This window comes from Nonomuraea turkmeniaca, from assembly GCF_005889735.1.
GTDB classification, from domain to species: Bacteria; Actinomycetota; Actinomycetes; order Streptosporangiales; family Streptosporangiaceae; genus Nonomuraea; species Nonomuraea turkmeniaca.
The window spans coordinates 15,451-28,929 of sequence record NZ_VCKY01000057.1; the positions used below are offsets into that span (position 1 = coordinate 15,451).

The window sequence follows — 13,479 nt, forward strand, 5'->3', positions numbered from 1 at the left end:
TTCCGCACTTGAACACCGCTTCGGCATGCCGTCGTCACTCCTGGAGCGGCCGGGGGGCGTCGCCGGCCAGCCCGAAGGTCTGTCCCCGTAACCGCTCCTCGGCGGTGTGCTCGACCTTGGACATCGCGAACCGCAGGATCGGGGGCGCCATCAGCGAGGTGACGATCGCCACCAGGATGATGATCGTGAACATCTCGGGCCCGAGCACGCCGAGCCGCAGTCCCACCATCGCGATGATCACCTCGATGACGCCGCGGGCGTTCATCCCCGCGCCGAGCGCGAGCCCCTCCCAGTGGCTGAGCCTGCTGAGCCGCGCCCCCGCGTACGCCCCGGCGAACTTGCCGAGGATGGCGATGGCGAGCACGCCGAGCCCGGTGAGCAGCACGACCGGATCGGCGAGCGCGGTCAGGTCCATCCGGAGTCCGGCCGTGGCGAAGTAGACGGGGGCGAGCACCGCGGCCACGAAGGTCTGGAGCGGGGCGAGCGCCACGCGGTCCAGCGCGCCGCTACGGCTGATCACGATTCCGGCCATGAAGGCGCCGAACACCGCCTCCAGGCCGAGCGCATGGGTGGCGGCCGAGGCCAGCAGGGCCAGCAGCACGACGACGGCGACGGTCGGCCCGCCGCCCTCGGCCCGCGCGGCGGCCCGCAGCAGGACCGCGACGACGGGTCGCAGCAGCGCCGTCGCGGCGAGAACGACCGCCAGCCTGCCGATCGACAACGCGATGTCGCCGGCGTGGACCCCGCTCGTCGCCATCGCCGCGACCACCGAGAGCAGCATCCAGCCGATGATGTCGTCGACCACGACCGCGCACAGGATGAGCTGCCCGATGTTGCGGTGCAGGAGCCGCAGGTCCATCAGGGTCTTGGCGATGACCGGAATGGCACTGACCCCCATGGCGACGCCCATGAACAGGGCGAAGGTGCCCCGGTCGGCCGTGCCGGGGAGCAGCGAGCCGGGCAGCAGCAGGCCGAGGCCCACGCCCAGGGCCAGCGGGACGGCGATCCCGGCGACGCTGATCCGGACCGCCGCCGAGCCACGCCGCCGCACCAGGGACAGGTCCATGTGCGCGCCGGTGAGCGCGACCAGCAGCAGCACGCCCACCTGCCCCACCGCGTCGAGCAGGTGGAACTGCCCGGCGTCCCGGGGCAGGAGCCAATCGCTGACTCCGGGCGCGATCTGCTGCAGGATCGAAGGCCCGAGCAACACGCCCGCGCACAACTCGCCGACGATGACGGGCATCCCGAGGCGTTTGGCGAGCCGGCCGAGCAGGAACGCGAGCATGAGCAGCGTCGCGATTTGCAGCAGAAAGACCAATAATTGATGGGCGGGAATGGGCGGCACGGGCGCAACGACTGGCATCTGCGAAACCTCCGCGAATATTGAGCCACAAGGCGGCGGACAGCGGGAGCCGCAGTGCATTGTTTTTCGTCTGCGAGTGATTCGAAAGGCGGCTGGGAATGAGTACCGGCAATCACGAGGAATTCGACGTCGTCGTCGTGGGAGGCGGGCCCGGCGGCTCGACCCTGGCGACGCTCGTGGCGATGCGGGGCCATCGCGTCCTGATCCTGGAGAAGGAGTCGTTCCCGCGCTACCAGATCGGCGAGTCGCTGTTACCGTCGACGGTGCACGGCATCTGCCATCTCACCGGCGCGGACGAGGAGCTGGCCAAGGCCGGATTCACGGTGAAGCGCGGCGGGTCGTTCCGGTGGGGGGTCAAGCCCGAGCCTTGGACGTTCTCGTTCTCGATCTCCCAGAAAACGGCCGGCAGCACGTCGTACGCCTATCAGGTCGAGCGGATGAAGTTCGACAAGATTCTGCTCGACAACGCCCGCCGCAAGGGTGTGGAAGTTCGCGAGCAGTGCACGGTCACCGGGGTCGTCGAGGACGGCGGCGCAGTACGCGGCGTCACCCATGCCGACGCCGCGGGAAACGAGCGCCAGGTGCTCGCCCGGTATGTCGTCGACGCCTCGGGCAACACCAGCCGCCTGTACAAGCAGGTCGGCGGCACCCGCGAATACTCCGAGTTCTTCCGCAGCCTCGCGCTGTTCGGCTACTTCGAGGGCGGCAAGCGGCTCCCGGCCCCCAACTCGGGCAACATCCTGTCGGCCGCGTTCGGGAGCGGATGGTTCTGGTACATCCCGCTGAGCGACACGCTCACCAGCGTGGGCGCGGTCGTGCGGCGGGAGGACGCCGAGAAGGTCCAGGGCGATCCCGAGACCGCCCTGATGAAGCTCATCGACGAGTGCCCGCTGATCAAGGACTACCTGTCGAACGCGACCCGGGTCACCACCGGCGAGTACGGCAAGCTGCGGGTACGCAAGGACTACTCGTACAACAACACCAGGTTCTGGAAGCCGGGGATGGTGCTCATCGGCGACGCCGCGTGCTTCGTCGACCCGGTCTTCTCCTCGGGCGTGCACCTGGCCACCTACAGCGCCCTGCTCGCCGCCCGGTCCATCAACAGCGTGCTGGCCGGCACGGTGGCGGAGGAGGCGGCGTTCACCGAGTTCGAGACCCGGTACCGCCGCGAGTACAGCGTCTTCTACGAGTTCCTGATGTCCTTCTACGACATGCACGTCGACGAGAGCTCCTACTTCTGGTCGGCGAAGAAGGTCACCAAGAGCACCCATGACGAGCTGGAGTCGTTCGTCGAGCTGGTCGCCGGAATATCGTCCGCGGAGTTCGACCTGCGCGACGCCGAGTCGGCCGCCCTGCGGCTGAAGAAACGATCCGCGGAGTTCGCCGACGCGGTCGACGAACTCGTCCGCGACAACGAGCGCAGCATGACGCCGCTGTTCAAGTCGTCGGTCGTCAGCCAGGCGATGCAGCAGGGGTCGCAGGAACAGACCCGGGCACTGCTCGGCGGGGACGCCGGCGCCGACGCGCCGATCTTCACCGGCGGGCTCGTGCCGTCCGAGGACGGCCTGCTGTGGACGGCCCCGCAGGGCGATTGACGCGGTTCCAGCGCACTCGAGAAGGAGGCCCTCGGCCGCGACACGGTGTCGCGGCCGAGGGCCTTTTGTCGTGCGTGCGAGGGAATGCCCGTCCGGCGATATCGCGCGCATAAGGGGTTGGTTAACATCAGCGCTCACCGTGCGGAAACCCCGGGGCGGTCATGCTGATGACATGAAGAAATTCGGACTGGTGGCCGCGGTATTCGCCGCTGCGACGATCACACTGACCGGATGCGGCGGCGGAGCCAGCGAAGAGGGTCCGCCGGCGATGTCGCAGGAGGACCTCAAAAAGATCCAGCAATATTCCGCGTGCATGAAGAAATATAACTTCGACATCCCCGTCCCCGACCCCAACGAGCCGGCTCCCGAGATCAACCGCACTTTCAACCCCACCGACGTGAAGTATCGGGCGGCCGAGGCGGTTTGCGCGCGGTTCGCGCCGGCCACCCACGTGGAGGGAAAGCTGTCCCCCGAACAGGAGACGTGGGCCCTGAACACGGCGGAGTGCCTGCGCAAGCAGGGGGTCAAGGCCAAGGACCCGGCGCCGGGGAGCATCGACGTCGTCCTCGACCAGGATCCGGGGGTCACTCAGGAGCAGCTGGCGACGGCCTTCCAGAAGTGCAACGAGCAGTTCCCCGCGCCGAAGTTCGGATAGCCGTCCGCCGCGGGCACCGCCCCGGAGTCAGCGGGATGCCTGGGGTGACCGCATCGGCCGCAACCGGGGTCTGGCCACGCTCTCCCGCTCGGCGCGGTCGGCGAGCCAGGCCGCGAGGGCGGCGGGCGTGGGCCTGTCGAACAGTTCCTGGATCGGCAGCTCCACGCCCAGCATGACCCGCACCCGGCTGGCCAGACGGATCGCGAGCAGTGAATGCCCGCCGAGGTCGAAGAAGTTGTCCTCGACGCCGACCGCGGGCAGACCGAGGATCTCGGCGAACGCGCCGCACAGCGCCTCCTCCCGCTTGTCGGCCGGTCGGGGACCGGTGCCGGCGGCCGCGGCGCGGTCCGGCTCCGGCAAGGCGCCGCGGTCGAGTTTCCCGTTCCCGGTCAACGGCAAGGCGTCGAGGGTCACGAACGCGGCCGGCACCAGGTGCGGCGGCAGGTTCCCCCCGGCGAACCGCCGGATCACCTCGGTCAGCGCGGCCCCGTCAGCGCCCTGATCGGCTGGGACGAGATAGGCGACCAGGCGCTTGTCGCCCGGCGTGTCCTCCCTGACGATCACCGCGGCCTGCGCCACGGCGGGATGGCCCGCGAGCACCGCCTGGACCTCTCCGGGCTCCACCCGGAACCCGCGGATCTTGACCTGCTCGTCGGCCCGCCCGAGAAACTCCAGGCGTCCGCCGCCGTCCCAGCGCGCGCGGTCCCCGGTGCGATACATCCGCACCCCGCGCTCGAACGGGCAGGCCAGGAAACGCTCCGCCGTCAGGCCGGGACGCCCCACGTAGCCGCGGGCCACCTGTGCCCCGGCCACGTACAGCTCACCCGGCGCGCCGGCCGGCACCGGCCGCAGCGCGTCGTCGAGCACGTACACCGCCGTGTTGCCCACGGGCGTGCCGATCGGCACCGTCCCGCCGGCGACGGCCTCGGCGTCGAGCCGTCCCGTCACGACCCCGATGGTGGTCTCCGTCGGACCGTAGTGATTGAACACCGGCAGGTCTCCGGCCGCCCCGAGCAGCCGCCCGACCCAGCCGGGCGCGGCCGCCTCGCCGCCCAGCACCAGGGCGCTCCCCGGGAGCAGCCACTTCAGGTCGCCCGCGGCGCCCAGCGCCGCCAGATGGGCGGGGACCATCTTCACGTAGTCGATCCGATGCCGGGCCAGGTATCCGGCGACCGCGATGGGGTCGACCACATCCCCGGCGTCCAGCACGTGCAACTCGCCGCCGGTGGCCAGGCTGGCGAACACCACGGTGTTCCCGAGGTCGGTCACGACCGGCTGCAACAACGCGTAGCGTCCGCCACCGCCGCCGAAGCCCACCCGCCGCGGCACGTGGGCCACGTAGCTGGCCAGGTTCGCGTGCGTGATGGCGACGCCCTTCGGCCGCCCGGTGGACCCGGACGTGTAGATCACGTATGCCAGCCGGCCGGGCTCCGCCGCGATCTCCGGAGCCGTCGCGGGCTGCGTCTCCGACATCGCCGCGTCCATCGTGACCGTGCGGACCAGCTCCGTCTCCGGGAGGTCGTGCAGCACGTCGGCGGCGCCGACCAGCACCATGGCGCGGCTGTCGGCGAGCATGTAGGAGATTCGGGCCGCGGGATAGGCGGGATCCAGCGGGAGGTAGGCCGCGCCGGCCTTCCACACGCCGAGGATCGCGGTCACCATCTCCCTGCCACGCGGCAGGCACAACGCCACCACGGATTCGGGTCCGACGCCGATCCCGCGCAGATAGTGGGCCAGACGATTGGCGCGTTCTTCCAGCTCCTGGTAGCTGATCTCGACGTCTCCGCAGACCAGGGCGACGGCGGTGGGTGTGCGCGCCGCCTGTGCGGCGAACAGCTCAGGCACCGTCGGAGCTTCCGGCGCCAGGTCCGTACGGTTCCACTCCTCGAGGATCCGGCGGCGCCCGGCCGCGTCGAGCACGTCCACGGTGGTGAACGGGCTGTCCGGGGTGTCGGCCAAGGCGGCGGTCAGGTTGTCCAGGCAGGTGCGCAGCAGCGTGTACACCCTGGCGGGGTCGGCCTGGGTCAGCGCGTTGACGATCACCACGAACTCGGACCCGGTGTCCTGGATGATCAGCGTCACCGGATAGTTCGTGCGCTCCATGGTGGAGAGCACCTTGACACCGTCGAGAATGACGTTGGTCTTCTGGGCGGGCAGGCCCTGCAGGTAGTTGATGATCGAGGTGAACAGCGGGCCGCCCGCGGGCACGGCGCTCGCCTTCTGGGCCAGCGTCAGGGGCGCGTGCTCGTGCTCGAGCAGCTCGGCCAGCTGACTGCGCAGGCCCGCCAGCGCTTCGGCCACGCTGTCCGCGCCGACGCGTACCCGCATGGGCAGGGTGTTGAGGAACAGGCCAGGCACCCGGTCCGCGCCGGCGCCGGCGTTCATCCGGCCGATCAGCACCGTGCCGAACACGACGTCGTCGCGCCCCGACACCGCCGCGAGCACCCTTGCCCACGCGAGATGAAAGACCTCGGCCGGACTCACTCCGAGCGTCCGGGCCACGTCGCGGATCCGCCCGGCCAGCGGGCCGTCGACCGGCTCTTCCACGCGTGCCACCGCGCTGCCGTCGCCGTGCACGTCCAGCAGTCCGAACGGGGCGGTCGGCTCCGTGACGTCGCCCAGCAGGTCGGCGAAGTATCGCTCGTGCTCTTCGCGAGCCGTGCCCAGACGGGCCTGCGCCACCATGTTCCGGAACGGCCGCGGCTCAGGAAGCCGGTGGCCCTGCCCCGACAGGAATGCGCGAACCTCCTCCAGCAGCACCCCGACCGTCGTGTGATCCCACACCATGTGGTGGAAGCGCAGCAGGGCGAGCCGCCGCTCGCGGCCCGGCTCGGCGAGGACGTGGATGCTCAGCAGCGGCGCGCGGTCCAGGGCCAGCCACGATCCGCCCGAGGCCGCCAACTGCTCCACCGCGTCCAGGCCCGGGTCGTGGACGACCTGCTCGATCGGCACCTCGGCCCGGCGCCAGACCACTTGGACCGGCTCGCGCAGCCCATCCGAGACGAACGCGGTGCGGTAGATGTCGTGACGGTCCACCACCCACTGCAACGCGCCGAGGAACCCGTCCAACCGCTCCTGCGAGTCGAACTCCAGCACCGTGAACCTCTGATAGACATCGGTGCCGCCCTCGGCCCGTGTCAGGGAATGGAAGAGCATGCCCTCCTGCAGGGGCGACAGCGGGTACACGTCCGCGACGTTGGCGGCGCCACCGGGGACGTGGGCCACGACCCGCGCGATCTCGGCCTCGTCGAGTTCCACGAGCGGCAGCATGTCGGGGGTGATCTCGGTCGCGCCCTCGGGGATCCGGTTCTCCGGCACCGCCACCTGCTCCGGCCCGGTGACCGCGGCCAGTCCCGCCGGCGTCGGGGTCATGAACAGCGCGCGCACCGGGACCGGCACCCCGCGCGCCCGCAGATCCGCCACCAGGCTCACCGCCATCAGCGAGTTCCCGCCGAGCGCGAAGAAGTTCTCCTCCGGCCCGACGGCGTCCAGCCCGAGCACCCGGGCGAACGCCGCGCAGATGATCTCCTCCTGCGCGCTCGCCGGTCCGCGGCTGCCCCGGCCCGCGCCGGCGGCGTGGTCGGGCGCCGGCAGGGCCTTGCGGTCGAGCTTTCCGTTCCCGGTCAGCGGCAGTTCGGCGAGAACGACGATCGCGGAGGGGATCATGTGGTCGGGGAGCCGGCGCGCCAGGTCCTCCCGCACGCGTTCGGCGAGCCCGTCCGCGCCGGCCGGCGTGCCGGGGACGACGTACGCGACCAGCCGCGGCTCCCCGGGCTCGTCCGGCCGGCCGCCAGGCGCGTCCCGCCGGACGACGACGGCTGACCGGCCCACTTCGGGATGCGCGGCGAGGGCGGCGTCGACCTCGGCGGGCTCGATCCGGAACCCCCGGATCTTCACCTGGTCGTCCGCCCTGCCCGCGAACAGCAGCCGTCCGTCGGCGCCCCACCTGGCCCGGTCTCCGGTCCGGTACATGCGCTCGCCGGAGCCGAACGGGCACGCCACGAATCGCTCGCCGGTGAGGGCGGGCCGGTTCACGTACCCGCGGGCCAAGGGGGCGCCCGCCACGTAGAGCTCACCGGTCACCCCCGCGGGCACCGGCTGCAGGTATTCGTCGAGGACGTAGACCCGCGCGCCGCCGATGGGCGTGCCGATCGGGACCCGCCCGGCCTCGGCGTCGGCGGCGACCAGCCGGGTGGTCGTCACTCCGATGGTGGTCTCGGTGGGACCGTAGTGGTTGTGCACCTCCCGGTCCCCGGCCGACTCCAGCAGCTCACGGACCCAGTCCGGCGCGGCCGCCTCACCGCCCAGCACCAGCGAGCGGGCCGGCAGCACGCCGTCGGGCCCGGCCTCGGCCGAGAGCGCCGCCAGGTGCGAGGGGACGGCCTTGAGGTGATCGATCCGGTGTTCGGCGAGGTAGGCGGAGACCGCCACCGGGTCGAGCACGGTGTCGGAGTCCAGGATGTGCAGCTCCCCGCCGGTGGCCAGCGAGCCGAACACCATCGTGTTCCCCAGGTCGGTCACCTGCGGCTGAAGCAGCGCGTATCGGGCCCCCGCCCCGCCGAAGCCGAGGCGATCCGGCACCGACGCCACGTAATTGGCCAGGCCGCCATGTGTCACGGCGACGCCCTTGGGCCGCCCCGTCGAGCCGGAGGTGTAGATGACGTACGCCAGCCCGGCGAGATGTGGCGCGGTCCCCGCACCTGAGGCGACCGGTGCGGACAGGTCGTCCACCGAGACGATCGGCACCCGTGCGGCCGAGAGGCCGTCCACGAGGTCGCCTGAGGCGATGAGCAGCGCCACCCGGCTGTCGGCCAGCATGTACGCCGTCCGCTCTACCGGCTGCTTGGCGTCGATCGGCAGGTAGGCCGCACCGGCGCGCCAGACGCCCAGGATGGCCGCGATCATCTCGGGGCCGGACGGCAGGCAGAGCCCCACCACAGACTCCGGCCCGATCCCCGATGCCAGCAGGTGCCGCGCCACCCCGTCGGCCCTCGTCCGCAGCTCCGCGTACGATACGGGCGTTCCTCCGCTGACCACCGCCACGGCGTCCGGCGTCCGGCCTGCCTGCGCCCAGAACAGTTCGGCCACCGTCGCGCCCGGCGGCTGCGTCGCGGTGTCGTTCCACTCGACCAGGACCCGGGCGCGCTCGCCGCCGTCCATGAGATCCACTTCGCTCAGCCGGATCTCCGCCGACTCGGTCACCGCCCGCAGCACCCGCAACCAGCGATCGGTGAGCCTGCGGACCGAGCCTGGATCGAACAGGTCCGCGGAGGCGGTGACCGAGCCGGTCAGCCCCGCCGGACAGGCCTCCTCGTCGAAGGTCTCGCTCACGATGACGTCGAGGTCGAACTTCGCCCCCGGCCGCGGCATCGGCACCAGTTCGACGGCGAGCCCGGGCAGTTCGAGCCGCGCGTCGGCGTTCGGCATGCTGAGCAGGACCTGGAACAGCGGGTTGCGGGACATCGACCGGGTCGGAGCGAGCTCCTCCACCAGGCGCTCGAACGGGACATCCTGGTTGGCGACGGCGCCCAGCGTGACGTCCCTGACCCGGGCGAGGAGGTCCGCGAACCGGGGGTCGCCGGTCAGGTCGGTGCGGATCACCAGGGTGTTGATGAAGCACCCCACCAGGTCGTCCAGCGCCTCGTCGGTGCGGCCGGCAACGGTGGAGCCGATGGGGATGTCGGTGCCGGCGCCGAGCCTGGACAGGGTCACGGCGAGCGCGGCCTGCAGCACCATGAACGGGGTCGCGCCCTCGGCCCGCGCCAGCCGGATGATCCGCTCGTGCAGACCGGCGGGCACGTCGAAGGCGACCTCGTGGCCCCGATGGCCGGCGACCGCGCGGCGCGGACGGTCGAAGGGGAGACTGAGCTCCTCGGGAGCACCGGCCAGCGCATCCCGCCAGTAGGCGACCTGGGTGGCCATCAGGCCCGTCGGATCGTCCGCGGCGCCGAGCAGTTCGCGCTGCCACAAGGTGTAGTCGGCGTACTGGACGGCGAGCGGCTCCCAAGCAGGTGTGCCTCCCCGGGCCCGGGCCGCGTACGCCTCCGAGAGGTCCCGCGCCAGCGGGCCCATCGACCACCCGTCTCCGGTGATGTGATGGAGCACCACGACCAGCACGTGCTCGTCGGCGCTGAGCGCGAACAGCCAGGATCGGATGGGCGGCTCGGCCTGGAGGTCGAACGCGTACGCGCCGGCCGCCGCCACGGCTTCGTCCAGTTTCTCTGGTTCGAGCGGCTCCAGCCGTGGTTCCCAGTCCATCTCCGCGACGTCGCGGACGTGTTGGTACGGCTGCCCGTCCTCGAACGGGAACATGGTCCTCAGCGCCTCATGCCGGTCGAGCACGTCCCGGAACGCGAGGGCCAGCGCCCCGCGGTCGAGTCTCCCGGTGAGGCGCAGCACGATGGGCGCGTTGTAGGTCGTGCCACGGCCCTCGAGCCGTTCCAGGAACCAGAGTCGCTGTTGCGCGAAGGACAGGGGCACCCGCTCCGGGCGTTCCCCCGCCACGAGCGCGGGCCGGACGCGGGCGGTCGCGGTCCCGGGCGACAGCAGGTGCGCCGCCAGCCCGGCAGGAGTAGGGGCGTTGAACAGGTCCCGCATCTCCAGGTGGGCGCCGAGCACCGCGCGGATCCGCGCGATCAACCGTGTGGCCAGGAGCGAGTGGCCGCCGAGCTCGAAGAAGCCGTCATCGGGTCCGACCGCGTCGATGCCCAGCACGTCGGCGAAGATCCCGCAGAGGATCTCCTCTCCCGGCGTCGCCGTCCGGCCCGTCCCGGCGGTCCGCTCGGGAGCCGGCAGCGCCCGCCGATCGATCTTGCCGCTGTGCGTCAGCGGGAACTCCGGCAGCACCACGATCGCCGCCGGCACCATGTGCTCAGGCAGACGCTCGGCCAGAAAGGTACGCAGCCGGCCGGACAGGTCACGGTCGGGCGCGACCTCGCCGGCCGCGACCACGTACGCCACGAGTTGCCGATCTCCCGATTCGGCTTCACGGGCGACGACGACGGCTTGCGCGACGCCGGTATGGGCACTCAGCGCCGCCTCGATCTCGCCGGGCTCGATCCGGAAGCCACGGATCTTCAGCTGCCCGTCCGCCCGCCCCACGTAGACCAGCCCGGCCTCCGGCGTCCACCGGACCCGATCGCCCGTCCGGTACATCCGCTCGCCGGTGCCGTGGGGACTCGCGACGAACCGTTCGCCGGTCAGCGCGGGGTTGCCGATGTACCCCCGTGCCAGGCTCGGGCCGGCGACGTACAGCTCGCCCGGCACTCCGGCGGGCACCGGCTCGAGGCAGTCGTCGAGGACGAAGACGCGGGTGTTGATGTTGGCCGTCCCGATGCCGGGCGTGTCACCGGGGCGCAGCGGGCCGGACATGGTGGCGCAGACGGTCGTCTCGGTCGGGCCATAGGCGTTGATCAAGTCGCGCTCCCGCGCCCACCGGTCCACCAGGTCCGGCGTCAGCGCCTCCCCCGCCGAGACCACGGTCCGCACCGACGCGACGTCCGCGGGATCGAGGGCGGCCAGGACGGCGGGAGGGAGGGTCGCGTGCGTCACGTCGTGCCGCGCCACGACACCGGCCAGGCCGCGTCCGGGCAGCAGCTCATCAGCCGGGGCAACGACGAGCGCCGCCCCGGTGCCCAGCGCCATCAACATCTCCCAGGTCGCCGCGTCGAACCCGATCGAGGCGAACTGCAGCACCCGGCTGCCCGGACCGGCCCCGAGCCGCTCGGCCTGCGTGGCGACCAGCCCGGCCACCCAGGAATGTGTGAGGGCCACGCCCTTCGGCCGGCCGCTCGACCCGGAAGTGAAGATCACATATGCCAGTCCCGTGAGCTCGGGCGGCCGCGACGGCCGTTCCGCGGGCTGCGCCTCGATCGTGGCCCGGACCACGGGGGAGTCGAGCGCGATCGGGAGCACACCCCGCAGGGGCAGGTCGTCAAGGACGTCGTCGACGCTGAGCAGCGCCACCGCGCCGCTGTCGGCCAGCATGTACGAGATCCGCTCCAGCGGCTGCCTGGGGTCGATCGGCAGGTACGCGGCCCCGGCCTTCACGACGGCCAGCAGGGTCGTGGCGAGCTCCACACCGCGGTTCATGACGACCGCGACCACGGACTCACGATCCACGCCCAGCCCGGTCAGGTAACGCGCCAGCCGGTTGGCCCGCGCGTCCAGTTCCGCGTACGTGACCAGTTCCTCGTCAGAGATCAGGGCCGGCGCGTCCGGCGTCCGGTCGGCCTGGGCGTGGAACAGATCGGCAGCCGTCAGGGCCGGCAGCTGCCGCTCCGGACCGCGGAGAGCCGGCCGCTCCTCCTCGCCGAAGAGGCGGACCCGGCCGATCTGGTCCTCCGGCCCCGCTGCCGCCATCCAGTCCAGAACCCGCAGGAAGCGCCGCAGGATGTCGCCCGACGTGCGCGGCTCGTGCCGGTCGCGGTTGACGTCGACGTCTATCTGGACCCCGGCATCGGCCGACCGATCGTAGACATTGATCTGCTGGTTCTCCGTCGGCCCGTGGGAAAGGTTGTGCACTGTCGCGGTGGCCGTGCCGAACCGCACCGGGTAGCGGTAGCCCAGGACGTTGACGTTCAGGTCGCACAGCGCGGTGTCACCGACGGGCCCCAGCTCCCGCCCCAGCCGCTCGTAGCGGTAACGCTGGTGCCGCAGGCCGTGCCCGATGGCCCTGGCGGTCCGCTGGACGACCTCCGCGATCGACATCCCGGGCGCGATCTCCACCCGTATCGGCATGACATTCGCCGTCATACCGGGGATGCGTAATTCCCGGCGCCCGTGCCGGCCGAGGACGGGGACGCCCAGGACGACCTCCCGTGCTCCAGTCATCCGGTGCTGATAGACGGCGGCGGCCGCGATGACGAGTCCGGCGAAGCTGGTCTTCAGGCGCCGCGCCGCGGCCCTGAGCCGGGCGGCGCCGTCGAGGTCCAGATGACCGGTGTCACGGGTCGGCGTCCCGGCGGGCCACCTGCCGCGCTCGGGCCGCTCCTCCAAGCCGGCCAGCGCCCCGAACCAGAACTCCCGGTCCCGCGTGAAGTCCGGCGAGTCGCGGTAGGCGCGTTCCGCCTCGACGAGCACCGAGGACGGCTCCGGCTCATCCGCTTCGGGCTCGCGGCCCGCCAGCAGCGCGGCATACGTGTCGGCCACGCGGGAGGCGACCAGCGCACCACCGTGACCGTCAATGATCAGGTGATGCGCGCGGTGATACCACAACACCCGGCCCTCGCTCAGAGTGATCACCGCGCACGCGAACAAAGGGCCGCCCGTCAGATCGACGGGGCGGCCCGTTTCGGCGCGCATCCATCGCTCCGCCGCCGCCCGCGGGTCGGCCTGGTCGCTGACGTCGATGACCTGCACGGGAACGTCGGCGGTGGCGTCGACATACTGCCGCGGCTCCCCATCCATCAGGCAGAACCGGAGTCGATAGGCATCGACGCCCGACAGCGCGTGCCGAAGGGCGCGCACGAACAGGGGCAGATCCACATCACCGTCGATCTCCAGGTATTCGGCGATGTTGTAGACCCTGTCGTCGGGTGCGACATGCTGGGCGTACCAGACACCCAGCTGAGCGGACGTCAATTCCCATGGCACGGCATTTGCGACGGTCATCGGCCCTCAGCCCTCTTCTTGGAAAACGCCGACAAAATTGGCACGGGCCGTTCCTCGCCCAGGAAAAATTAATAATACGGCTCGCTCAGGGGGTGCGTTAAATCATGTCCGTGCGCCATCCTCACCAGTAGCCGCACAGGGCGTCAACCAGGCATCCGTCCCGTCCACGCGGATAACGCCCGGGTGTTCAACTGCGGCAGCGCTGTAGTTGAATGGCAGCCGCCTCTTTGCCCGGCGAAAAAGCCGGGTTTCGC

General features: G+C 71.3%; 4 protein-coding genes. 2 read left to right on the forward strand and 2 right to left on the reverse strand.

Annotated features, from left to right (window positions below):
* Positions 1 to 34: 34 nt before the first annotated feature.
* A complete protein-coding gene (locus ETD86_RS18695; RefSeq protein ID WP_246147989.1) occupies positions 35 to 1,318 on the reverse strand; it encodes a cation:proton antiporter in 1,284 nt (427 codons plus the stop codon).
* A gap of 143 nt (positions 1,319 to 1,461) precedes the next feature.
* Between ETD86_RS18695 and ETD86_RS18700 the strand changes: the two genes are divergently transcribed.
* Positions 1,462 to 2,958 carry a tryptophan 7-halogenase gene (locus tag ETD86_RS18700; protein WP_138667441.1) on the forward strand — a complete coding sequence of 499 codons (1,497 nt, stop codon included), beginning with the start codon at positions 1,462 to 1,464 and terminating at the stop codon, positions 2,956 to 2,958.
* A 172-nt stretch (positions 2,959 to 3,130) separates the two neighbouring features.
* Positions 3,131 to 3,613: a hypothetical protein gene (locus ETD86_RS18705; protein ID WP_138667442.1), complete on the forward strand. Its 483-nt coding sequence runs from the start codon at positions 3,131 to 3,133 to the stop codon at positions 3,611 to 3,613.
* A gap of 27 nt (positions 3,614 to 3,640) precedes the next feature.
* On the opposite strand, the gene ETD86_RS18710 is transcribed toward ETD86_RS18705, so the two are convergent.
* Positions 3,641 to 13,225: a non-ribosomal peptide synthetase gene (locus tag ETD86_RS18710; protein ID WP_138667443.1), complete on the reverse strand. Its 9,585-nt coding sequence runs from the start codon at positions 13,223 to 13,225 to the stop codon at positions 3,641 to 3,643.
* Positions 13,226 to 13,479: the final 254 nt, after the last annotated feature.